Raw genomic sequence first — 23,070 nt, forward strand, 5'->3', positions numbered from 1 at the left:
CAGTGGAGTTGCCTTGCCGTTCGCTTCATGGGGGCCGCCTCGCGTCACATGGGCCCGCCGCGGCCCCAGCCGCGGGCGAGCCGGCGGGCGGCGAACGCGCCGGCCACCAGGCCGATCGCCAGCAGGACCAGGGCGGACGGCACCGCGCCCGCCGCGTCGCCGCGTACCGCGGCCTGCATCATGCTCAGCGCCCAGTAGCCGGGCGAGACGTGGGCGGCGAGCTGCGCCCACTCCGGCATGATGCTGAGCGGCACCAGCGCGCCGCCGAGGGAGCTGAGCGTGAGCGCGCCCACGTCCGAGATGACGCTGAGCTCGCCGTGGCTGCGCACGACCGTGGCCAGCAGCGCGCCGATCGCCAGCAGCGCGAACGCCCAGACCATGATGGCGAGCAGGACGTACACCGGGTTGGGCGGCACGGGCAGGCCGATGGCCAGGCAGCCGTAGACCAGCAGGACCGTCTGCTGGACGACCATCACCACGAACAGCGGCAGCGTCTTGCCGACGAGCAGCTCCGGGGCCGGGGCCCTGCTCACGCGCAGCCGGTCCCAGGTGCGCCAGGTGCGCTCCGACAGGATCGAGTTGCCGACCAGGGAGATGGCGAACACCGAGAACATCACCATCAGGCCCGTCGCGACCTGGGCGGCGCCGCCGTCCACCGCCCGCACGTACAGGGGCTTGAGCACCAGCATCAGCACCATCGGCATGACGATGTAGCTGATCATCTGCCCGGGGTCGCGCAGGCGCAGGGTGGCGTTGTGCCGGGCCAGCGCGCCGATCCGGTACGCGGCGTCGAGCAGGCGCGACGTGCGGGCCGGGGCGCCGGCCGGGCGGGTGGAGTCGCGGGGCGCGGAGTCAAGGAGCATCGTGGACCGCCAGGGAGCGATAGAGGTCGTCCAGGGACGGGTTGCGCACGTCCACCGCGCTGATCGGGCGGTCGATGCGGCGCAGCAGGTCGATCAGGGTGACGGTGGGCTCGGAGGTGGAGACGCTGACCTCCTCGCGGTCGGCGAGGGTCACGCGCACCTCGCCCGGCAGGTCCTTCAGCAGCTCCTCGCAGGTGCCGCGGGCGATCACCCGGCCGCCGCGCGCCACGGCGATCGTGGCCTGCAGCTCGGTGAGCTCGGGCAGGTAGTGGGTGGTGTAGACGACGGCCGCGCCCTCGCCGGCGCGCTGCTTGACCACGTCGAGCATGGCCTGCCGGGTCTCCAGGTCGGCGCCCGCGGTCGGCTCGTCGAGCAGCAGCAGGGCCGGGCGGTGGACGAGCGCGCTCGCCGCCTGGGTGCGGCGCTGCTGGCCGCCGGAGAGCTTGCCGGCCCGCCGGTCCATGATGCCGCCGAGGCGCAGCATGGTGCTCATGTCCTCGACGGCCTCGCGCAGCGCGGCCCGCCGCAGGCCGGCGAGCCTTCCGTACAGCTCCAGGTGCTCGCGGACGGTGGCCGACGGGTACAGGGCGATGTGCTGGGGCGCGACGCCCACCTCGCCGCGGGTGGCCGAGGGCGGCCGGCCGTCGATGGTCACGTGACCGCCGTCCGGGCGGATCAGGTACGACACGATCTCGACGAAGGTCGACTTGCCCGCGCCGTTGTGCCCGACGAGCCCGACGATCTCGCCGGCGGCCACGTTCAGACTGAACCCGTCCAGGGCCTGGATGGTGCCGTACCGTTTGACGAGATCGGTTGCGACCAGCAACGTGTCACCTCCTCAGCCACCCCACAATTGATGGAGTTAGGCGGATAAGTGCGGCAAACCTATGTTCCCTTGCACGATAGCGACGGATATCGCGGCGCCTGATGGCCAGTAATGACCGGCAAAACCGGCCAATTACCAGACGCTTCGCGTATTCCATTTGACGTTCTAATCTGACTGATATGCACGCAGGCTCGTTGATCGCGGCCGGACTCGACTGCGACATCTTCCAGGCGGGGCCCGGTAAGATCATCCGACGCGCCCGCGAGGGCCGCAGCCTCGAACGCGAGGCGTCGGTCATGCGGCACGCCTGGCGCAACGGCTTCCCCGTTCCCCAGGTCTTCGACGCCGACGGTCCCGACATCCTCATGGAGCACGTCGAGGGGACGAGCATGCGGCAGGAGGCGGCCGAGCGGCCGGAGCGGATGCCCGGGCACGGGCGGCTCCTCGGCGAGCTGCTGCGGCGGCTCGCGGCCGTGCGCGCGCCCGGCTGGCTCCAGGCCGCCGACGGCTGCCCCGGCAACCGGCTGCTCCACCTCGACCTGCACCCGGCCAACGTCCTGCTCACCGCCGACGGGCCCCGGGTCATCGACTGGGCCAACGCCGCGCGCGGCGCGTCCGGCGCGGACACCGCCTGCACCTGGCTCATCCTGGCCGCCGCGCCCGTGGACGACCCGGCCGTGGCGGCGGGACGCGAGGGGCTGCTGGAGGGATTCCGCGACGCCGCCGACATCGAGGCCGCGCGGCCGTACCTGAGGGTGACGGGCGAGCGACGGCGTGCGGACGGCAACGTCACGGCCGCGGAACGGGCGGCGATCGACCGCTTCCTGACCCGCGAGGCCCCCGCGCCCGCGGGGGAGTAGACGGGCAGCACGACAGGCGACACCCGGGAAGGCGGGGACGATGGACGAGCGGCGCGAGGTACGGACCTCCGACCGGGAGCGCGGGGTCAGGGCCGCCGACGGCGACCGGGAGCGCGGGGTGAGGGCCTCCGACGGCGACCGGGAGGCGGCGGCCGAGCGGCTGCGCGTGGCGGTGGAGGAGGGCTGCCTCGACATGGGGGAGTTCGACGAGCGGATCGGGCTCGCCTTCCAGTCGGTGACCCGCGGTGACCTGGCCGAACTGCTCGCCGACCTCCCGGACGCGTCCCTCTCCGCCTCCGCCTCCGCGCCGGCGCCCGGCTCAGTGGGGCCTCCCGGACGGGCTCCCTTACCCGGCCTGCTCAAGGTTCTCTGGGGCGTCTGGAGCGTGGCCCTGGTGGTCAGCGTCGTGAGCTGGGTCGTGGAGCTCGTGTCGGACCCGTGCCCGGTGGACTTCTCGCCCGGCGGGCTGGTGGGGCCGGGGATCGTCCTGCTCATCGTGACGGTGGTCGCCCGCCGCCGCGCCACACCTCCTACGGCGGGCTGACCCTTGACCGAACACCACCCCACCCCGGCCCCCGGGCCGCGCCCGGCCCACTCCCCGGCCCCCGGCCTACGCCCGGCTCGCGCGACGCGACCGGCCCCCGCGCCGCGTCCCGCCCCGGCGCCCCGGCCCGCGCCTGCCCCGCACCCCGCCCCGGCGCCGCGCCTCGCACCGCTGTCCGGCCCCGCCTCCGCCTCCGCGTCCGTGCCCCGCCCCCGTACGGCACCCGAGGCGCCGCGCGTCCTCGGAGCGGCACACGTCCCCCAGGGGCAGCCCGCGCCTGACGAAGGGCCCGCCCCTGAGGCGGCATCCGAGCGCGCGGCTCTGCCTCACGGGCAGGCCCTCGGCGGCGGGGCGGTCGCCGGAGGGCGGCCCTCCCCGGACCTCGCCCGTCACGGGCGGCGCGGCGGTGAAACCGACGGCGGTCGAACGGGAGGCGAGGGCACTGGGCGGCGGGCGGAGCTGGACTTCGTGCGGGTGCTCGTGGTGGTCGGCCTCGTGCTGTTCCATTCGTCGCTCGTCTTCGACGCCAGCGACGACTTTTACGTGAAAAACCCGGAAACCACCGGCATAACCACAATTTTCGCTGGATTCGGCGTTTTATGGGCGATGCCGCTGCTGTTCCTCATCGCCGGTTTCGGCGCCTGGCACTCGCTCCGCCGTCGCGGCCCCGGTGGCTTCGTCCTGGAACGGCTGCGCCGCATCGGCGTCCCCCTCGTCTTCGGCACGACCGTGCTGGTGCCCGTGCCGCAGTGGCTGCGGCTGCGCGCCGACCCCGCGTACCACGAGTCGTACCTCAAGTTCCTGCCGCGCTTCTTCCACATCCGGGTGGAGCCGTGGGAGTTCCCGTTCGTGCTCCAGGGCGACAGTTTCGAGACCGGTCACCTGTGGTTCCTGCTCCTGCTGCTCACGTTCGCGCTCATGCTCGCGCCCGTGGTGCGCTGGTACCCGGCCTCGCGGGCGCGCGCGCTCGGCGAGAGGCTGGCGGCGGTCGGGCGGCGGCGCGGCGCGGCGCTGCTGCCCGCCCTCCCGCTGGCGCTGGTCAGCGCCGTCCTCGGGCTGGAGGAGGAGTACGCCGGCTGGAGCCGCTGGGCGTACCTGGTGTTCTTCTGCTACGGCGTGGTGCTCGCCTCCGACGGGCGGCTGCGCGAGGCGCTGCGCCGCGACACGCGCGCGGCCGTGGTGTGCGGCCTGCTGCTGCCGGCGGTGGGCCTGCCGCTGTTCCTGGTCGCGGAGGGTGACGCGTTCACGGACCTGACCCCGATGGCGATGACGGCGCGCGCCCTGTACGGGGCGGCGGGCTGGTGCTGGCTCGTGGTGATCATGTCGCTCCTCCAGCGCCGCCGCCCGGCGCCCGGCAGGGCGACGTCGGACGGCGGGCCGTCCGGCGGCTCCGGGCGGCGGCTGTACGCCTACCTGTCGGAGGGCGTGCTGCCCCTGTACGTGCTGCACCAGCCGATCGTGGTCGTGGTGGCGTTCTGGGTGGTGCGCTGGCCGGTGCCGGGGCCGGTCAAGTTCGTGGCGATCGTGCTGGTGTCGCTGGCGCTGATCCTGGCGGCGTACGACCTGCTGGTGCGGCGGGCGGAGGTGACGCGTTTCCTGTTCGGCATGCGCCCGGCCCGCCGCCGAGCGCAGAGGACGTCCTAGGCGGTTGCGAGGGCCCTGCCTCACATCGCGGGGTCGACCAGTCCTGTCCGGTAGGCGATGACGACCAGTTGCGCGCGGTCGCGCGCACCCAGTTTCGCCATCGCCCGGCTGACATGGGTGCGCGCGGTGGCCGGGCTGAGAAACAGCTCGGCGCCGATCTCGTGGTTGCTCAGGCCCTGCCCCACCAGGGCCACCACTTCGCGCTCGCGCTGGGTCAGCACCGCCAGCCGGTCCTCGGCGGTCCGGGCAGTGGTTCGTCGCGCGGCGAACTGGCCGATGAGGCGGCGGGTGATCCGCGGCGCGAGCAGTGCCTCCCCGGCGGCGACCACCCGGATGGCTTGCAGGAGCTCGGCTGGTCCGGCGTCCTTGAGCAGGAAGCCGCTGGCGCCGGCCTGCAAGGCGTCGAAGACGTACTCGTCGGTGTCGTAGGTGGTCAGGATGAGGACTCGGACCTGCTCCAAGCCGCGTGTTCCGGCGATCTGGGCAGTGGCTCGGATCCCGTCCACCTTGGGCATGCGGATGTCCATGAGGACGACGTCGGGGCGGGTGGCCCGGGCCCGGTCGACGGCTTCGGCGCCGTTGGCGGCCTCCCCCACCACCGTGATGTCGTCCTCGAGGTCGAGCAGCACCTTGAACCCGGATCGCACGAGACCCTCGTCGTCGGCGAGCAGCACCCTGATCGGAGAGCCGGCCGGGGGTGAGGCGGCCGCCGCGTTCACAGGCGCGACGACCCGGTGGGCGCGAGAGGCAGTCGTGCCCTGACCTCGAACCCGCCTCCCGGAGTCGGCCCGGCGTCGAGTTCTCCGCCCAGCAGCCGGCAACGCTCGCGCATGCCGGCGATCCCGCGGCCGGGAACGGCCGCGCCGCTCGGATGCCGGACCGGTGGGCGCGGATCCGCGACGTCATGGCCTGGGGCGGTGCGGCGGCCTTCGTCGGTCACGCGGATCTCCAAGGTCTCGATGCCGGGGTTCAGCGCCACCGTCACCCGCGTGGGGCCGACGTGGCGGATCACGTTGGTGATCGACTCCTGCAGGATCCGGTAGGCGGCACTGCCCACCGCACTGGGCAGCGGCGCCGCGGACGCGCTCTGCTCCAGTTCGACGTCGAGTCCGGCCTCGCGTGCCTTGCCGGCCAGTTCGCCGATCTGCCCGAGCCCGGGGTACGGCCCCCGTCCCTCGTCGTCACCGTCGTCGTCCCGGAGCACTCCGAGGATGGCCCGCATCTCCCGCAGCGCCCGGGAGCTGGTGTGCTCGATGACCCCCAGCGCCTCGCGCGCCGCCTCCGGCCGCTTGTCCAGCACGTGTGCGGTGACACCGGACTGGACGTTGATGATCGCTATGGCGTGTGCCACGGTGTCGTGGACCTCGCGCGCGATCCGGAGGCGTTCGGCGTCCACGCGCGCCCGCGCCTCCTCCTCGCGGGTCCGCTCGGCCAGCTCGGCGCGTTCCTGGGCTTCGGCCGCGATGACCTGCCGGGACCTGACGGACTCGCCGACGGCGGCGCTCATGACCGCCGCGCCGATCCGGAAGTACACCCAGCCGATGGCGGCGCGTGGCTCGATGCCGGCCGCGGCGACCAGCCAGCCGGCGGCGAGCACCGCGGCGCCCACGCCGGCGATCACCAGCGACCGGTGCCCGTCGCCGTAGGCGGTGAGGGTGTACAGGGCGACGCAGAGCCCGAGCGCGGCGGGCCCGTCGGGGAAGTCGAGGCCGTAGTACACCAGGCTGGTGAGCGCTGCGGTGACGAACACCGGTACCGGCCACCGGCGGCGGACGGCCACGACCGCGCCCCCCACGATCAGCAGGAGGTATCCCAGATCTCCGAGGTCGCTGAGGGGGCGCTGCACCACCTCGCCGGCATTGCGGATGATCGTGCCCTGAACCTGCATCACGCTGATGAAGAGCGCGAGCGACACGTCCTGCACCAGCGCAGGCAGACGCAACGCCACTACGTGGTGTTTCATGCCGAGATCCTACGGTTCCCGGGCTTGAGCGGACTCCGTCCAGATGCGGCCGCCCGCCTACGACGACGGACGTAGGCAGGCCCGAGGGGCCTACGCGGAACTGCGTAGAGACTGCCATCCGCCGGCGGAGGCCGCGGCCGCTCGACGCCGCGACGATGAGATCCACAGCCGGGCGACGCTGCTGCCGGCCGTCGCAGCACAGCTCTCCGCCGAGGTGGGCGTGCCCGGGAAGCAGAGATCTCTTCTGGAGACACCCCCGACCACGAAAGGTCGTCATGAGGAAACGGATGAAGCACTGGCGAATGATCGCCCTGGCAGCGTGTTCGGCGGCAATGGCGACGGGGCTCAGCGCCTGCGCGTCGGGCTCCGCAGAGTCTGGGGCGGTCGCCCCGCACTCCGGCCATGGCGCCTCCTCGCCCGCGGCATCGCAGCCGTTGCGGACCGGCGAGCGGTTCCTCAGTCTGACCATGCCGGAGTCGTACACGCCGTCCGCTCCCAACGGCGGCACCGACGACTACCGGTGCCTGCTGATCGACCCACACGTGACCAAGCCGATGTTCCTGACCGGAGCGCTGTTCCAGCCCCAGAACGCGAAGATCGTGCACCACGCCGTCGTCCAGGTGGTCGCACCCGAGGCCGCGGCACGGGCGCATGCCAAGGACGCCGAGACGCCGGGTCCGGGCTGGACCTGTTTCGGCGACACCGGGTTGGGCCGGGTCGCGGGGACCTACGCCAGCGCCTGGACCCCCAACGGCACGGAGAGCGTCCTCAGGCAGGATGTCGGCTTCCCCGTCGCACCCGGCAGCCTGATAGTCGTTCAGGCGCATTACAACCTGCTGGCCACCGACGGCCGCACGGGCGAGACGGACCGGTCCAGTGTCCGGTTGCGACTGACCGACGGCACAGCGGCCACCAGACCGCTGCGTACTCTCCCCCTGCAGGCGCCGATCGAACTGCCCTGCGCCAGTGGTGAGGCCGGTGTGCTCTGCGACCGCGCCGCGTCGGTCGCCGATGTCACGAAGCGCTTCGGCGACAGAGTCGGGAGCATCGCACAGCAACTCCTGGAACTCTGCGGCAACGGCAAGCCGGCGCCCGGCGACACCCAGCACTGTGACTATCCGGTACGACGACCCATGACGGTGTACGCGGCGTTGGGACACATGCACATGCTCGGGCGCTCGATCAAGGTCGAGCTCAATCCCGGCACCGCCCGGGCTCAGACCTTGCTCGACGTCCCCGTCTTCGACTTCGACGATCAGAAGACCCGGCCATTGCCCACCCCCGTCGAGGTCAAGGCGGGAGACACGCTGCGGGTCACCTGTACCCATGACGCCACCCTGCGGCGGCAACTGCCGGCGTTGCGCAAGCTCCCACCGCGGTACGTGGTCTGGGGCGACGGCTCAAGCGACGAGATGTGCACCGGCTTCATGATCACCTCAGCCACCCCATGACCTCGACGCGCGAGCATTCGCCGATGCGGTCACCGCGCTGGGCGCTGCTGCCGCTGCGCGCCTTTCTCGGCGGCACCCTGGTGTACGCCGGTCTTTCCAAACTCCTCGACACGCAGTACCTGGACGACACCGCGCCGCTCGGAGTCCACGCCCAGATGCTGCACGCCGCCGAGACCTCCCCGATCGGCCCACTGGTGTCGCTGGCCGCCGACCACTCGATCGTCACCGGCCTGACGATCGCCTTCGGGGAGATCGCGGTCGGGCTCGGCGCCCTCCTCGGACTGTTCACCCGGCTCGCGGCCCTCGGCGGCGTTCTCCTGTCGGTCAGCTTCTTCCTGACGGTGAGCTGGACGACCCGGCCGTACTACTACGGGGCCGACATCGTCTTCGCCTTCGCATGGACCCCGCTGCTGATGACGGGCGACGCCGGGGCGTTGTCCTTGACCGCCTGGCTGCGTGCGAAGGCGCGTCACAGGCTCGGCCTGCCGACGCACGGCACGCCGGACGAGGACGTGGCCGTACAGAAGGACGTCAGGCGACGCACCATGCTGCGGGGCGGTCTGATCGCGGCGGCGACGACCACCGTCGGGGTGAGCGCCGGGAGCGCGCTGGCACTCGCACGGCGCCCCGCGCTCTCGCCGGGCGAGCCGGCAGGCGCGAAGGTGGGGAGCGGCCAGGTGATCGGTGCCGCCGCCGACATCGCCGTCGGATCGTCGAAGAGCTTCACCGCGCCGAACGGGGCACCCGCCCATCTCCTGCACCCGGCCCCGGACACGTTCCTGGCGTTCAACGCCACCTGCACCCATCAGGGGTGCCCGGTCTCCTATGTCGGACCCGGGTTCCGCTGCCCTTGCCACGGCTCCACCTTCGACGAGAACGGACAGGTGACCGGAGGGCCGGCGCGCGCACCGCTGATCGAGATCCCGGTCGAAGTCATCGACGGCCAGGTCACGATCACCTGATCCAGGCACGCCACCGCCGACCCGACCCGATGAATGACATGACGTGAGGAAGAGAATTGAGAACCGATTCCCGCACCGATGGAGCGCTGGCGAGGTTGGCCCGGTTCTGCTACCGGCGCCGCCGCCTGGTCCTGCTCACCTGGATCATCGCCGTGACGACCGTGGCGTTGGTCGGCTTCGGGTACGGCGCAGCCCCCGACAACGACTTCACCGGCGGAGACTCCGAATCCGCCAAGGCGCAGGCGCTGATCGAGCAGCACTTCCCCGAGCAGCAAGGGGACACGCTGACCCTCGCCATCAAGGCAGAGAAGGGGATCGATGACGCCGCCACCCGGCAGAAGATCGAGAAGGTCATCGCCGAGCTCGCCGGCTCACCTGTCACCGGACCGGTCATGTCGCCGTATCAGGACGACAACCTGGTGACGGACGACCGTCGTATCGCCCGCACGACCATCCCGCTGAGCGACAAGGAGGTGGACAAGACCGAGGTCAAGCCTCTGGTGGACATGGTCAAGAGAACCTCCGACGACAGCGTCACGTTCGGACTGGGCGGCTACATGGCCGAAAAGGCCGAGACGCCCCCGCAGGGTCCCGCCGAGAGCGTCGGCATCCTGGCGGCAGCAGTGATCCTGTTCATCGCCTTCGGGTCACTGGTGGCCATGGGCCTGCCGATCGTGACCGCCCTCCTGGCGATCGTCGGCGGCCTCGCGCTGATGAAGCTGGTCGGGTACCTGGTCCCCGGGCCGGATTTCACCATGGTCTTCGGCGCGATGATCGGGCTCGGCGTCGGCATCGACTACGCCCTGTTCATCGTGACCCGCTACAAGGACAGCCTGCAGGAGGGCGACGACCCCGAGAGCGCCACGGTCAAGGCCATCACCACCGCCGGCCACGCGGTGCTGTTCGCCGGCATCACCGTCGTGATCGCGCTGCTGGGCCTGGTCGTCATGGGACAGCGGCTGATGACCGGGGTGGCCGTCGCCACGTCGGTGATCGTGCTGGTGACCATGATCGCCGCGGTGACCCTCCTGCCCGCGTTCCTGGGCTTCACCGGCCACAAGATCAACGCGCTGCGCCTGCCCCGCCGCACGCCCCGCCGCGACCAGGCGGAGAGCACCCCGTCCCGGCAGCGCCGCACCCTGGCCGAGCGCTGGGCCGGCACGGTGCAACGCAAGCCCGTGATCGCCGCCACCCTCTCCGGCGCGGTCCTGCTGGTGCTGGCCGCCCCCACGCTGTCCATGCGGCTGAGCCAGCCCGACGCCAGTGTCCAGCCCCACGACAGGAGCAGCTACACCTCCTACGAGATCCTCTCCGAAGGCTTCGGCCCCGGCTACGGCGCACCTCTGATCTTCACCACCCGGGTCGACTCCGCCGACGCCGATCTGCGCCCCGTCGTCGCAGCGGTCCGCGGCACCGACGGCATCGCCTCCGCCACACCACCCCGGGTCAGCAAGGACGGGCAGGCCGCCACCTTCGCCGCCTTCCCCACCACCGGGTACCAGGACGAGGCGACCGCGAACCTGGTGCACAGGCTCCGTGACCACGTGCTGCCCCGCGCATCCGGCGGCCAAGCGGTCCTCGTCGGTGGCCCGAACGCCGCCACCATCGACCTGGCCGAGGAGTCCGGCTCACGCCTGCCCCTGATGATCGCGGTCGTCATCGCCATCTCCATGGTGCTGCTGATCGCGCTGGTCCGGTCGGTCACGATCGCCCTGCAGGCCGCCGTGATGAATCTGCTGTCCATCGGCGCCGCCTACGGCGTGATCGTCGCGGTCGTCCAGTGGGGATGGCTGGGCCCCGCCCTCGGCTTCCCCTCCGCCATGCCGGTCACGACCTGGGTCCCGATGATGATGTTCCCGGTCCTGTTCGGCCTGTCGATGGACTACCAGGTCTTCCTGATCTCACGGGTCCGTGAGGAGTACGAGCGGACCGGCGACACCCGCACGGCCGTCGCCCGAGGGCTGGCGCGGACCGCCAAGGTGATCACGGCCGCCGCCGCCATCATGATCGCCGTCTTCACCACCTCCCTGCTCGGCCCCGACATCGCGGTCAAGCAAGGAGGCCTGGGCATGGCGGTCGCCGTGCTCATCGACGCCACCATCGTCCGGATGATTTTCGTCCCCGCGGTGATGGAGCTGTGCGGCAAGGCGAACTGGTGGATGCCCGGACGCCGGGCACCGAAGGCGGCCTCCCTCTCACAGGTCACGGTCGGAGAAGAGACCAGAGTCTGACCGAACTCGATCCGGTGCAGGGCTCAGGGGGCGGGCTCCCGGACCCGTGCGTCGTCGGCCCCCAGCGGTCCCGCCAGCGCCGGGTGCACGCGTCCCGGATCGACCGTGGTGATCGTGTACGCGGCCACCCCGGCCCGCACGAACGGGTCGCCGGCCGCGACGCGCTCCACGTCGGCCCGCTCGCCCCGCGCCAGGATGACCCCGCCGTCGTCCGACGGCACGGTCTGCCCCGACAGCAGGAAGACGCCCTCGCGGTGATGCCGTTCGAGGTAGGCCACGTGCCCGGCGACGTGCGGGCCGGCGTCCTCCTCGGTGCCGAGGTAGCGCAGGACGAGCAGGTGCACCATGGATTCCTCCCTGACTCAGTCGGCTCGTGGGCGGCTCAGCGTGGACATGCCCCACAGCTCGGCGATGCGCCCGTCGCGTACGCGGAAGATCTCCAGCATCGCGGCCGGCGGCCGCCCGTCGCCGTCCGGCAGGCCGCGCAGCGTCGTGCGCACGGCCGCCCGGTCCCCGTCCACGAGCAGGTCCTCGACCTCGACCCTGATGCCGGGGAACATGGCGTGCATCCCCGACCAGGCCCGCTTGACGCTCTCGGGGCCGACCGTGCCCAGGGGGTGGCTGACGAAGTCCGCCGCGAAGATCTCGTCGGCGGCGCGCACGTCACGGGTGTTGAACGCCTCGTACATCCGCCGCGCGACGGCGCGCACGTGATCGGTCACCTCAGCCCCTCCTGTCGTGGTGCGTCCGCACGTTGGCACGCAGGCGGGCCAGCACCCGCAGGACGGTCTCCCGGTCCCGTGGCGGGACGCCGTCGAGGAGCCGCGCCTGGTAGAGCCGGTGCGCGTCGGCGAGCCCGGCGGCCGTGCGCTCGCCCGCCGGGGTGAGACGGGCGAGCGTGTAGCGGTTGTCGCGGGGATCGAGGCGGCGGGCGACCAGCCCGTCGGCCTCGAACCCCTTGACCAGCCGCGTGACGCTCGCCCCGTCGAGCCCCAGGACCTGCCGCAGGTCGCTGTGGCTGGTCTCGCCGTGGCGCCACAGCCGCATCAGGATCTGGAGCCGGGGCCGGCTCATGCCCACGTGGTCGGCGAACGCCTGGCGCACCTCCGCGTAGGCGCCGGTCAGCTCGCGGAAGAACACGTCCTCCGGAGTGTCGTCGGCGCTCTCCGCCATCGGCCCGCCTTCCCTTGATCTAGCCAACCATTGTCATCATCAAGAGTTGTGATGTCAACGGTGGCCGCCGGCCCGTCACTTCTCGGCGAGAGCCACCAGGGCTCGCAGGCCCTCCAGCACCTCAGCCGCCGTGGGAGCGCTGTCCGGGTCGCTGAGGCACTGGATCATCAGGCCGGACATCAGCGCCATCTGCACCATGCCGACAGTGCGGACGGCCCGCTCCGGGACCTCGTCCTCCGGCGTGTTCTCCAGGATCGCGGCCATGCCGCGGCGGCCCTCCCGCGTGCCCTGGGCGAGCTGGTCGCGAAGGTCGGGGCGGCGCTGGGCCTGCAGGAAGAGCTCCACGGAGGCCAGCCAGAGGGCGTGGTTGTCGGCGAACTGCCCGAGCAGGTTCTCCCACATGCCGACGAGGCCGACGTCCGGGTCGATCGCCCGGCCCATCGTGTCGCCCCACTCGTCGAGCAGCGCGAACAGGGCCTGGTTGAGCAGTTTCTCCCGCGACCCGTAGTGGTAGCCGATGGCCGCCATGTTGACTCCGGCGGCTGAGGCGATGTCGCGGACGCTGGAGCGGTCGTAACCCTTCTCCAGCAGACAGCGCTTCGCGGCGGCGAAGAGATCTTCCCGGTTCCCCATGCCCCCGAGCGTAGCAGAGGATTTATTCATGCGAACGCATTATGCGATCGCATAAAAACGAGGTACGGTCAGCGAGACAGCGGGATGAGTCATCGGAACGAGGAGAGATCAGTGCGCAAGCAGACGATGGTGACGTTGGGGCTCGTCGGCGGGCTCGTGACGGCCGCGCCCGCGGTCGCCGCGCCCGTCCAGGAGGCCGCACCGGTGGTCAGGACCGCGGACGGCCTGGTGAGAGGAGTGGCCGGAGCGCAGGTGCGCAGCTTCCAGGGCATCCCGTACGCGGCGCCGCCCGTGGGCGAGCGGCGCTGGACCTCGCCCGCGCCGATCACCCCGTGGAGCGGCGTGCGCGACGCCACGTCTCCCGGCGGGGCGTGCGCGCAGCCGGTGGGTTACCCGATCGGGGTCCCCAGCGACAACGAGGACTGTCTGTACCTCAACGTCACCGCCCCCGCCCGCGCGACGGGCCGGCTGCCGGTGATCGTCTGGATCCACGGCGGCAGCATGATGTACGGCACGGGCGACATGTACGGCCCGCGACGGCTGGCCGCGGGCGGTGCCGTCGTCGTGTCCATGAACTACCGCCTGGGCGTCATGGGGTTCCTCGCGAACGACGCGGTCGGCGGCGGGGCGAGCTTCGGCCTGGAGGACCAGCAGGCGGCCCTGCGCTGGGTCCGCAAGAACATCGCGGCCTTCGGCGGCGACCCCCGGAACGTCACCATCGCCGGCCAGTCCGGCGGCGGGTACGCGGTCTGCGACCACCTGGCGTCCCCGCGCTCGGCCGGGCTCTTCGCCCGGGCGATCGTCCAGAGCGCGCCGTGCGCCACCGACGGCTCCCGCACCATGGCCGAGGCGAAGGCCGACAGCGACCGTGTGGTCAAGGCGGTCGGCTGCGACGGGGAGGGGGACGTGGCGGCGTGCCTGCGCCGTGTCCCGATCGCGTCCCTGCTGAAGGCGTACGGCCCGTTCAACGAGCCGCGGCCCGTCTCGGGGACCCCCGTTCTGCCGCTCAGCCCCGCCGAGGCCCTGCGCACCGGCCGGTTCAACCGCGTGCCCGTCCTGGTCGGCGTCGACCACGACGAGGAGAACGGCAGAGTCCTCGGCCTGGAGCTCGCCCCGGGCGGGGCGCCCATGAAGGACGAGGAGTACGAGCCGGCCGTCAGGAAGCAGTTCGGCGACCGCGCCGACGAGGTGCTCCGGCGCTACCCGTTGAGCAGGTACGACTCCGCCGGTCAGGCGCTGGCCGCGCTCCGCACCGACTCGGCGTGGTCGGTCCCGTCGTTCGACACCGCCGGGATGCTGGCTCGCTGGACGCCCACGCGGATGTACGAGTTCGCCGAGCGGGACACGCCCTGGTTCGCCGGCTACCCCGCTCCGAGCTTCCCCGCCCGTGCCCAGCACATGGCCGAACTGCCCTACATCTTCGACATGAAGCTGTTCGACGCGCTGACCCCCGCGCAGGCCCGGCTCGGTGACCGGCTGATCGGACTGTGGACCGGCTTCGCCGGCGACGGCCGGACGGGCTGGCCCTCGTTCCGGGACGGACGGTACGTGCAGTCGCTGACCTCGGGCGCGTGGCGCCGCACCGCGTTCGCCGCGGACCACGACTACCGCTTCTGGAAGAGCCTGCCCGCCGCGTGAAGCCACGCCGCCCAAGCCCCTGGTGGCCGGGACGGGCGCGGCCTTCGCACCGTGGAGGCCGCGCCCGTCCCGTCACCGATCCGCTCCCTTCTCGGCAGTACGCCCGAACCGAACGCCCGAAGACTCGACCCCGGAGGTCCGCCGTCTCGCCCGAGAGGCCGCCGGACCCCGTCGGCGGGATCGTCTTCGCGTGGAGATACGGCCACGGACGCGCTCCGGCTCAATACGGGGGAGATGTCCCGGGAAATCTCACTGCGGGGGCGGCGGGAGGCGCTCCAGGCGGTTGCGCACGCCCTCGAAGTGGGCCTGGACCGCGGCCGTGGCCGCCGCCCGGTCGCCGGCCGTGACCGCCGTCAGGATGTCGCGGTGTCGCCTGGCCACGTCCTCGGGCGTCTCGTCGGGCGTGCCGAGCTGGTCGCGGAGCTGGTGGTAGACGTCCCAGAACGCGCCGAGGAGCTGGCTGACCAGCGGGTTGCCGAGCGGCCGGTAGAGCAGGTCGTGGAAGAGCCGGTCGGTCTCCGGCGGGACCTCGCCGACCTCGGCCTCGGCCTCCATGCGCGCCATCACCTCGGCCACCGGCCCGAGGTCGGCCGCCGCGCCGAGATCGATGAGGCGCAGCACCAGGCCGCTCTCCAGCACCTCCCGGATGTCGGTCAGGTGGCCGAGGTGGTTGCGCCCGTCCTGGAGCGTGATGCGGCTGTGGAACGCCAGCTCGTCCACCAGTCCGGCCAGCGACATGCGCCCGACGAACATGCCGAAGCCGTGACGGATCTCCACGATGCCCACCGCCTGCAGCGCCTTCAGGGCCTCCCGCACGGAGTTGCGGCTGATGGCCAGCTCCTCCATCAGCTCCGACTCGGTCGGCAGCGGGTCGCCCGCGACCAGCCCGCGCCTGAGAATCAGGTCCTTGACGCCCTCCTGGGCCTCCACGGCCCGGCTGAGCCGGGCGCGCGGGACAGTCGTCATGAAAAATCCCTCTCTGGTAGGCGCTTAGGTAACATTCCGGAAATCTCCTGTTGACCTCAAGCGGCTCCCCCCTCTAGCGTCCACGTTACCCACAACATAGGACATGGGATGTCCCACGTTCTACCCATCGAGCCGCATCCAGCAAAGTGCGCGCACTCACCTGTACTTCAGGAGGCATCCGTGAGCCCTGACCTCAGCCGCCGCGACTTCCTGCGTTACAGCGGAGCAACGGGGGCCGCGGCGTTCATCGCGGCCACCCTCTCCGCCTGTTCCGGGGGCCCGGCCTCCACCGGCTCGGTCGGGGCGGGCTCGAACAAGGATCTCATCACCGCCGTCATCGGGTACGGGAACGACCAAAGCTGGGACCCCACCCAGACCGCCTCGGCCTTCGCCATGGCCGGCATCACCCACGTCTACGAGGGCCTGCTCGACACCGACCCGATCACCCGCGAACCGTACCCGGCGCTGGCGACCGCGCTGCCGTCCGACCTGAACGCGACGAGCTGGAAGTTCACCCTGCGCGAGGGCGCCAAGTGGCACGACGGGCAGCCCGTCACCGCCGACGACGTCGTCTTCACCTACCAGCGCGTCCTCGACCCCGAGGCGAACGTCCTCGTCGGCAACTTCTTCCGCTCCTGGCTCCAGGAGGTCAAGAAGGTCGACGACAGGACCGTCGAGCTGGTCTTCAAGTTCGCCTTCCCGGACGCCGCCCCCCGGCTCACGATCGCCAAGATCATGCCCAAGCACGTCTTCGGGCAGCCGGGCGCCTGGGACGCCGCCAAGGGCGGCAAGGCCGTCGGGTCCGGCCCGTACAAGCTGACCGCGCACAACCCGAAGTCCAACACCACGTTCGAGGCGTTCGACGGCTACAACGGCCCCCGCCCCGCCGCCGCCAAGAAGATGAACTGGCTGAGCATCGTCGACGCCTCCGCCCGCGTCGCCAAGATCTCCGGCGCCTCCGCCGAGGCGCAGATCGCCGACAACATCCCGTACGCCAACGTCGACCAGCTCAAGCAGCAGGGCCTCACGGTCGAGGGCGGCGCCGGCATGAACCACCTGTTCCTCATGTTCAACACCGGCGCCAAGCCGTTCGACGACGTCCGCGTCCGCCAGGCGCTGCACTACGCCATCGACAAGAAGAAGCTCATCGACGTGGCGCTCAAGGGCCACGGCACCGCCTCCAGCTCGTTCCTCAACGAGGGCCACCCCGACCACAAGCGGGCCGCGGTCGTCTACGACTACGACCCCGACAAGGCCAAGGCGCTGCTCAAGGAGGCCGGCGTCGCCAACCTGACGGTCAACCTCATGTCGGTGAACGTGAGCTGGCTCGTGGACTGCCTGCCCACCATCGCCGCCTCCTGGGAGGCCATCGGCGTCAAGACCACGCTGGAGCCGCAGGACACGGCCGCCCTGTTCGCCAAGATGGACCAGTTCCAGGACTACCAGGTGGTCGCCGCCGCCTCGAACCCCAACCAGTTCGGCATGGACGCCGACCTGATCATGCGTTACAACTACGTCTCCGGCGGCCTGTGGATGAAGTACAGCCACTTCGAGGGCAGCAAGGAGGCCAAGGCGCTGTTCGCCCAGATGGACCAGGCCACCAAGGAGCCCGACAAGGCGAAGAAGACCGAGCTGCTGCACAAGTACCTCGACCTGATCGCCGAACAGGCCGTCGTCTACCCGGTCGTCCACACCGAGCTGATGACCGCCTGGGACCCGAAGAAGCTCACCGGCGTGCGCGCCCAGCCGTACCCGGGGATCAACCTGCTCCAGACCAAGCGCGTCTGAGCCGCCATGGTCCTCGTCGCCCGCCTGCTCGCCCGGCGCGTCCTCATCCTGGTGCCCCTGGTCCTGGGGGTCGTCGCGTTCGTCTTCATCGTGATGCGCTTCTCCAACAACAAGCCGGAGTACGCGTACTTCCAGGGCGCGAACCCGACCCCCGAGCAGATCCACCAGTTCCAGCTCGAGAACGGCCTGCTCGACCCGCTGCCGCTGCGCTACCTGCGCTTCGTCGCCGACCTGGCGCGCGGGGACATGGGCACCAGCGTGCTCACCCGCAAGCCGGTCATCGAGTCGGTGACGACGGCGCTGCCGCTGACGCTCCAGCTCACCTTCCTCGGCCTGGCCGTGGCCGTCGTGCTGGCGCTGGTCTTCGGCGTGACCGCCGCGCTGTTCCGCGACCGCTGGCCGGACCAGGTCATCCGCGTCGTGTCGCTGGTGGGCGTCGCGGCGCCGGCGTTCTGGCTGGCGCTGCTGCTGATCCAGTGGCTGGCGGTCGGCGAGGGCCTGTTCCCGACCGGCGGCTACATCAATCCCGCCGACTCCTTCACCGGCTGGCTGCGCTCGATGACGCTGCCCGCCCTGTCGCTGTCGCTGCCGGTCGCCGCGCAGCTCACCCGCGTCATCCGCACCTCCATGGTCGAGGAGCTGGACCGCGACTACGTGCGCACGGCCATCGGCAGCGGCCTGCCGCCCGTCGTCGTGGTCGGCCGCAACGTGCTGCGCAACGCGCTCATCAACCCGCTGACCGTGCTCGGCCTGCGCATCGGCTACCTCATCGGCGGCACCGTCGTCATCGAGCAGATCTACGGCCTGCCCGGCATGGGCCAGCTCATGATCAACGCGGTGCGCGACGGCGACCCGGCCGTGGTGCAGGGCGTCGTGCTGACGATCGCGGTCGGCTTCATGGTCGTCAACCTCGCCGTCGACATCCTCTACCTGCTCGTCAACCCCCGCCTGAGGAGCGCCGCATGAGACGTGCCCTGGGGGAGCGCCTGTCCAGGCCCGGCATCGCCTTCCGGCGGCTGCGCCCGCTGTCGTGGGCCGCCGTCGCCGTCATCGCGCTCGTCGTGCTCGCCGCCGTGCTCGCGCCCTGGATCGCGCCCCACTCCCCGTACGTCCAGGAGGCCGCCGGCGGCGGCCCGTCCGCCGCGCACTGGATGGGCCTCGACAGCGCCAACCGCGACATCCTGTCCCGGCTGCTGTACGGGGCCCGCTGGTCCCTGATCATCGGCCTCGGCGCGACCGGCCTCGCGCTGGTCGCCGGCGCGCTCGTCGGCGCCGTCGCGGCCACCTCCCGCCGGGCCGTGGACGAGACGCTCATGCGGGTGCTCGACGTCATCATGGCCTTCCCGGGCATCGCGCTGGCCGCCGTGCTGGTCGCCGTGTTCGGCGGCAGCATCCCCGTGCTGGTCATGGCCATCGCGTTCCTCTACATGCCGTCCGTGGCCCGCGTCGTGCGGGCCAACGTGCTCGCCCAGTACGGCGAGGACTACGTCGCGGCCGAACGCGTCATCGGCGCCCGCACCCCGCACATCCTGCTGCGGCACGTGGCGGTCAACTGCGCGGCGCCCGTGCTCGTGTTCTGCACCGTCATGGTCGCCGACGCGATCGTGCTGGAGGCGTCGCTGTCGTTCATCGGCGCCGGCGTCCGCCCCCCGAACCCGTCGTGGGGCAGCGTCATCGCCGACGGCAAGAACCTCGTCCTGCTCGGCGGCTGGTGGGCCACCGTCTTCCCCGGCCTGCTCATCCTCGTGACCGTGCTCGCCCTGAACATCCTGTCCGAGGGCGTCTCCGACGCCTGGGCCGCGCCCGCCGCCGGCCGGGCCGCGCCCGTCGCGGACGACCCCGTGGAGCGCGCCGAGCCCGGCTCCGGCGAGCCCGTCGAGCTGCCCGGGCTGGCCGAGGCCGCCCGCCGCCTCGCCGAGCGCGCCCGCCCCCTGCCCTCCGGCCCGCCGATCCTGTCGGTGGAACGGCTGCGCATCGGCTTCACCGAGGGCGTCGACATCGTGGACGGCATCGCGTTCGACGTACGGCCCGGCGAGGTGCTCGGCCTGGTCGGCGAGTCAGGATGCGGCAAGTCGCTGACCGCCCTGACGATCATGGGCCTGCAGCCTCGCGAGGCCCGCGTCAGCGGCCATGTCCGCTTCGACCAGAAGGAACTGCTCTCCCTGCCGCGCAAGGCCCGTCGCCGGCTGCTCGGCCACGACATGGCGATGATCTATCAGGACGCCCTGTCGTCCCTGAACCCCGCCATGACCATCAAGGCCCAGCTCCGGCAGGTCACCCGCCGCGGCGGCCGGCGCACCCCCGCGGAGCTGCTGGAGCTGGTCGGCCTCGACGCCGGCCGTACCCTGTCGGCCTACCCCCACGAGCTGTCCGGCGGGCAGCGGCAGCGGGTGCTCATCGCGATGGCGCTGTCGCGCGAGCCGAAGCTGATCGTCGCCGACGAGCCCACCACCGCGCTCGACGTGACCGTGCAGGCCCAGGTCATCGAGCTGCTGCTGCGCCTGCGCGAGGAGCTGGGGTTCGCGCTGATCCTCGTCTCCCACGACCTCGCGCTCGTCGCCGACGTCACCGACCGGGTCGTCGTCATGTACGGCGGGCAGATCGTCGAGGCCGGCGCCACCCCCGCCCTCGTCGGCGCGCCCGCCCACCACTACGCCCGCGGGCTCCTCGGCTCGGTGCTGTCGCTGGAGTCGGGCGCCGAGCGGCTCACCCAGATCCGCGGCGTCGTCCCGCCGCCCTCGGGCTTCCCCGCCGGATGCCGGTTCGCCGACCGGTGCCCGATGGCGAGCGCCAGGTGCTGGACCGACGCGCCGCCGCTGGAGGGCGACGCGCACCGGCACGCGTTCGCCTGCCACCACCCGGCGACCGGACTGCCGGCCGACCTGGAGACCGCGGGGAGTGACCAGCGTGCTTGAGCTCAACGACGTCCACGTCGTCCACAAGGCGCGCACCGGCGGACTGTTCTCCCGCGACCGCGTCCACGCCCTGACCGGCGCCAGCCTGACCGTCGCCCCCGGCGAGACCGTGGGCGTGGTGGGGGAGTCCGGCTGCGGCAAGTCCACCCTGGCCCGGGTCCTCGTCGGCCTGCAACGGCCCACGTCCGGCACCGTGTCCCTGAACGGCCGCGACCTGTGGGCGATGAGCGACGCCGAGCGCCGCGCCGCCGTCGGGACGGGCGTCGGCATGGTGTTCCAGGACCCGTCCACGGCGCTCAACCGGCGGCTGCCCGTCCGGCAGGTGCTGCGCGACCCGCTCGACGTCCACCGGCGCGGCACCGCCGCCGAGCGCGACGCCCGCGTCCGCGAACTGCTCGGCCTCGTCGGGCTGCCGGCCTCCGTCGCCGAGGCGCTGCCCGGCCGGCTGTCCGGCGGCCAGCGCCAGCGCGTCGCCGTCGCCCGGGCCCTCGCGCTGGAGCCCGCCCTGCTCGTCGCCGACGAGCCGACCAGCGCCCTCGACGTCTCCGTCCGGGCGCAGATCCTCAACCTGCTGCTCGACCTCAAGGACCGGCTCGGCCTGGCCATGGTGTTCGTCTCCCACGACATCCAGACGGTCAGGCGGATGAGCGACCGGGTGGTCAGCATGTACCTGGGGCGGATCGTGGAGCAGGCGCCGGCCCGGGCCGTGCCCCTCGGGGCCCGCCACCCGTACACCCGGGCCCTGTTCTCCGCGACGCCCGGCCTGATCTCGCCCATCACCCCGATCCCGCTGACCGGAGCCGTGCCCTCGGCCACCAGGCCGCCGAGCGGCTGCCCGTTCCGTACCCGCTGCTGGCGCGCGGACGACACGTGCGCGGCGGCCTGGCCCGACGCCACGCCCGACGGCGACGACCACCTCTTCCACTGCCACCACCCGGTGGCGGCGGGAGCGACCGACCTCGACCTGATCCAGGAGCGCTCGTGACGATGCCCGACCCCGCCGGACCCGCCTCGACCCCCGCCGCCGGCGGGCCGAGCGCCCTGACGGGGGTGATCCCTCCGGTGTGCACCCCGATGACCCCCGACCACGAGGTGGACACCCGCTCCCTCACCCGGCTCGTCGACCACCTGCTGGCCGGGGGAGTGGACGCGCTGTTCGTGCTCGGCTCGTCGTCCGAGGTGGCCTATCTGCCCGACGCCCACCGGCGCGCGGTGCTGGACACCGTCGTCGGACACGTGTCCGGGCAGGTGCCGGTGCTCGCCGGCGTCATCGACATGACCACGCCCCGGGTGCTCGACCACGCCCGTACCGCCCTGGAAGCGGGCGTGTCGGGGCTGGTCGCCACGGCACCCTTCTACACGCGTACGCACCCGGAGGAGATCCGCACCCACTTCCGGCTCATCGCCGCGCGGACCGGGCTGCCGCTGTACGCCTACGACCTGCCGGTGTCGGTCCACACCAAGCTCCCGGCCGCGCTGCTGCTGGAGCTGGCCGCCGAGGGGGTGCTGGCCGGGGTCAAGGACTCCAGCGGCGACGACGGCGGCCTGCGCGAGGTCATCCTGGGCCGGGGTCCCGGTTTCAGCGTGCTGACCGGGTCGGAGGTGACCGTCGACTCGGCCCTGTGGATGGGCGCGGACGGGGTCGTACCGGGCCTGGGCAACGTGGACCCCCACGGCTACGTCCGGCTGGCCGCCTGCGCGGGCCGCGGCGAGTGGGAGGCGGCGCGGCAGGAGCAGGAGAGACTGGTCCGGCTCTTCGAGATCGTCCGGGTGGGGGGCACGCGGATGGGCGGCAGCTCGTCGGGGCTGGGAGCCTTCAAGGCGGCGCTGTACCTTCGGGGGATCATCGACTGCCCGGTCACGGCGCCGCCCCAGGTGCCGCTGAACGACGACGAGATCGCCCGCGTCGGCAAGCACCTGGCGGCGGCCGGCCTGCTCTGAACACGTCCACGAAGGTTGGGGGGCTCAAAGCAAGGTCCTCCCCGGGGCGCGCTCCGCGCGACGGGGCTCGGGCTGTGACAGCGGGGGAGCCGAGCTCCCCCACACCCCCTTGCCGGTGGACGAGATCGGTCGTTGGACCATCAGGGGAGCCTGGGAGTTCAAAGCGCGTCGCGCCACTGTTGGGGAAGGCCATGGCGTTGAGGGGGAGCGGATGCCGGGATCGAACGCGGCCGGCGATCTGATCCTCCGCCACGGGATCGAGGACTAGCTTGAACACCTAGACATCGATCCCGCGAGCAGCAAGGATCTCTCGCCACGGCCTGCCCTGAGGTACCGGCTCGCCGGCGAGAGCCTGTCTGGCCCTGGCGTGCATCTGACGACGCCCTTCAGGATCCTTCAGGGTGTCGCACGCGGTGATCCACCAGCGGTGCACGAACGAGTTGAGTGCTCCAAGGTCCAGACTCACCCGTACCTCGTCGAGCACGGCCTTCAGTCCGGCGTCAAAGGCCTCGCGATCTTCCGGGACGACCAGCGCGGCCCGGATGGCCCGCAGGTTCTTCTCGGGCAGAGGTGCACCTAAGGGCCTGTTGTGAAAGTGCTGGCCACGAGCGGGCTGGCGTGCATGGGCGGCGTCGTTGTCAGTGGTGTCGTGCATGATCGGCGCGTCAGTTC

The 23,070-nt window shown here is 71.9% G+C and carries 22 protein-coding genes; 12 read left to right on the top strand and 10 right to left on the bottom strand.

Annotated elements, in window-relative coordinates:
- Nucleotides 1-44 precede the first annotated feature (44 nt).
- Nucleotides 45-863: an ABC transporter permease gene (locus HT134_RS19300; RefSeq protein WP_175601817.1), complete on the bottom strand. Its 819-nt coding sequence runs from the start codon at nucleotides 861-863 to the stop codon at nucleotides 45-47.
- Nucleotides 853-1,689: an ABC transporter ATP-binding protein gene (locus HT134_RS19305; protein WP_175601818.1), complete on the bottom strand. Its 837-nt coding sequence runs from the start codon at nucleotides 1,687-1,689 to the stop codon at nucleotides 853-855. Before HT134_RS19305 ends, HT134_RS19300 begins: the two co-directional genes overlap by 11 nt.
- Nucleotides 1,690-1,868: 179 nt before the next feature.
- On the opposite strand from HT134_RS19305, the gene HT134_RS19310 reads away from it, so the two are divergent.
- From HT134_RS19310 to HT134_RS19320, 3 genes are all read left to right on the top strand, one after another.
- Nucleotides 1,869-2,549 carry a phosphotransferase gene (locus HT134_RS19310; protein ID WP_175601819.1) on the top strand — a complete coding sequence of 227 codons (681 nt, stop codon included), beginning with the start codon at nucleotides 1,869-1,871 and terminating at the stop codon, nucleotides 2,547-2,549.
- 40 nt (nucleotides 2,550-2,589) lie between these two features.
- On the top strand, nucleotides 2,590-3,093 hold the full coding sequence (locus tag HT134_RS19315) for a DUF1707 SHOCT-like domain-containing protein (protein WP_175601820.1): 504 nt from the start codon (nucleotides 2,590-2,592) through the stop codon (nucleotides 3,091-3,093).
- Nucleotides 3,094-3,552: 459 nt separating this feature from the next.
- Entirely contained in the window at nucleotides 3,553-4,737 is a 1,185-nt protein-coding gene (locus HT134_RS19320) for an acyltransferase family protein (RefSeq protein ID WP_175602209.1), read from the top strand.
- A gap of 20 nt (nucleotides 4,738-4,757) precedes the next feature.
- On the opposite strand, the gene HT134_RS19325 is transcribed toward HT134_RS19320, so the two are convergent.
- Both HT134_RS19325 and HT134_RS19330 read right to left on the bottom strand, forming a co-directional pair.
- A complete protein-coding gene (locus HT134_RS19325; protein ID WP_312888297.1) occupies nucleotides 4,758-5,417 on the bottom strand; it encodes a response regulator transcription factor in 660 nt (219 codons plus the stop codon).
- A 35-nt stretch (nucleotides 5,418-5,452) separates the two neighbouring features.
- Nucleotides 5,453-6,700 carry a sensor histidine kinase gene (locus HT134_RS19330; RefSeq protein WP_175601822.1) on the bottom strand — a complete coding sequence of 416 codons (1,248 nt, stop codon included), beginning with the start codon at nucleotides 6,698-6,700 and terminating at the stop codon, nucleotides 5,453-5,455.
- Nucleotides 6,701-6,987: 287 nt separating this feature from the next.
- On the opposite strand from HT134_RS19330, the gene HT134_RS19335 reads away from it, so the two are divergent.
- Genes HT134_RS19335 through HT134_RS19345 form a run of 3 tightly spaced genes read left to right on the top strand, consistent with a single transcriptional unit; the run spans nucleotide 6,988 to nucleotide 11,344 of the window.
- Nucleotides 6,988-8,151, top strand: coding sequence for a monooxygenase (locus HT134_RS19335; RefSeq protein ID WP_175601823.1), 1,164 nt, complete (start codon nucleotides 6,988-6,990; stop codon nucleotides 8,149-8,151).
- A 23-nt stretch (nucleotides 8,152-8,174) separates the two neighbouring features.
- Complete coding sequence (locus HT134_RS19340; RefSeq protein WP_217708091.1) at nucleotides 8,175-9,113, top strand: Rieske 2Fe-2S domain-containing protein; 939 nt, start codon at nucleotides 8,175-8,177, stop codon at nucleotides 9,111-9,113.
- Nucleotides 9,114-9,169: 56 nt separating this feature from the next.
- On the top strand, nucleotides 9,170-11,344 hold the full coding sequence (locus HT134_RS19345; protein WP_175601825.1) for an MMPL family transporter: 2,175 nt from the start codon (nucleotides 9,170-9,172) through the stop codon (nucleotides 11,342-11,344).
- 23 nt (nucleotides 11,345-11,367) lie between these two features.
- On the opposite strand, the gene HT134_RS19350 is transcribed toward HT134_RS19345, so the two are convergent.
- From HT134_RS19350 to HT134_RS19365, 4 genes are all read right to left on the bottom strand, one after another.
- The gene (locus HT134_RS19350) at nucleotides 11,368-11,691 is read right to left on the bottom strand and encodes a YciI family protein (RefSeq protein WP_175601826.1); all 324 of its coding nucleotides are present in this window, start codon (nucleotides 11,689-11,691) and stop codon (nucleotides 11,368-11,370) included.
- A 15-nt stretch (nucleotides 11,692-11,706) separates the two neighbouring features.
- A complete protein-coding gene (locus tag HT134_RS19355) occupies nucleotides 11,707-12,066 on the bottom strand; it encodes an ester cyclase (protein WP_175601827.1) in 360 nt (119 codons plus the stop codon).
- A 1-nt stretch (nucleotide 12,067) separates the two neighbouring features.
- On the bottom strand, nucleotides 12,068-12,517 hold the full coding sequence (locus tag HT134_RS19360; protein ID WP_175601828.1) for a MarR family winged helix-turn-helix transcriptional regulator: 450 nt from the start codon (nucleotides 12,515-12,517) through the stop codon (nucleotides 12,068-12,070).
- Between the two features lie 75 nt (nucleotides 12,518-12,592).
- A complete protein-coding gene (locus HT134_RS19365; RefSeq protein ID WP_175601829.1) occupies nucleotides 12,593-13,150 on the bottom strand; it encodes a TetR/AcrR family transcriptional regulator in 558 nt (185 codons plus the stop codon).
- Nucleotides 13,151-13,261: 111 nt separating this feature from the next.
- Between HT134_RS19365 and HT134_RS19370 the strand changes: the two genes are divergently transcribed.
- A complete protein-coding gene (locus tag HT134_RS19370) occupies nucleotides 13,262-14,788 on the top strand; it encodes a carboxylesterase/lipase family protein (RefSeq protein ID WP_217708092.1) in 1,527 nt (508 codons plus the stop codon).
- A 249-nt stretch (nucleotides 14,789-15,037) separates the two neighbouring features.
- On the opposite strand, the gene HT134_RS19375 is transcribed toward HT134_RS19370, so the two are convergent.
- Nucleotides 15,038-15,754, bottom strand: a complete 717-nt coding sequence (locus tag HT134_RS19375) for a FadR/GntR family transcriptional regulator (protein ID WP_175601830.1) — start codon at nucleotides 15,752-15,754, stop codon at nucleotides 15,038-15,040.
- Between the two features lie 180 nt (nucleotides 15,755-15,934).
- On the opposite strand from HT134_RS19375, the gene HT134_RS19380 reads away from it, so the two are divergent.
- The 5 genes from HT134_RS19380 to HT134_RS19400 are packed head-to-tail and all read left to right on the top strand — an operon-like array spanning nucleotide 15,935 to nucleotide 22,398.
- Nucleotides 15,935-17,542: an ABC transporter substrate-binding protein gene (locus HT134_RS19380; RefSeq protein ID WP_217708093.1), complete on the top strand. Its 1,608-nt coding sequence runs from the start codon at nucleotides 15,935-15,937 to the stop codon at nucleotides 17,540-17,542.
- Nucleotides 17,543-17,548: 6 nt separating this feature from the next.
- Entirely contained in the window at nucleotides 17,549-18,508 is a 960-nt protein-coding gene (locus tag HT134_RS19385; protein WP_175601832.1) for an ABC transporter permease, read from the top strand.
- The gene (locus HT134_RS19390) at nucleotides 18,505-20,457 is read left to right on the top strand and encodes a dipeptide/oligopeptide/nickel ABC transporter permease/ATP-binding protein (RefSeq protein WP_175601833.1); all 1,953 of its coding nucleotides are present in this window, start codon (nucleotides 18,505-18,507) and stop codon (nucleotides 20,455-20,457) included. Before HT134_RS19385 ends, HT134_RS19390 begins: the two co-directional genes overlap by 4 nt.
- Nucleotides 20,450-21,442 carry an oligopeptide/dipeptide ABC transporter ATP-binding protein gene (locus HT134_RS19395; RefSeq protein WP_312888239.1) on the top strand — a complete coding sequence of 331 codons (993 nt, stop codon included), beginning with the start codon at nucleotides 20,450-20,452 and terminating at the stop codon, nucleotides 21,440-21,442. The genes HT134_RS19390 and HT134_RS19395 overlap by 8 nt, the downstream gene beginning before the upstream one ends.
- Before the next feature lie 2 nt (nucleotides 21,443-21,444).
- Nucleotides 21,445-22,398 carry a dihydrodipicolinate synthase family protein gene (locus tag HT134_RS19400; protein ID WP_175602211.1) on the top strand — a complete coding sequence of 318 codons (954 nt, stop codon included), beginning with the start codon at nucleotides 21,445-21,447 and terminating at the stop codon, nucleotides 22,396-22,398.
- Between the two features lie 277 nt (nucleotides 22,399-22,675).
- Here the strand turns inward: HT134_RS19400 and HT134_RS19405 are convergent, their stop codons facing one another.
- Nucleotides 22,676-23,053, bottom strand: a complete 378-nt coding sequence (locus HT134_RS19405) for a DUF6247 family protein (protein ID WP_246364684.1) — start codon at nucleotides 23,051-23,053, stop codon at nucleotides 22,676-22,678.
- Between the last annotated feature and the right edge of the window lie 17 nt (nucleotides 23,054-23,070).

Origin of the sequence: Nonomuraea rhodomycinica (genome assembly GCF_013363995.1) — a bacterium.
GTDB lineage: Bacteria > Actinomycetota > Actinomycetes > Streptosporangiales > Streptosporangiaceae > Nonomuraea > Nonomuraea rhodomycinica.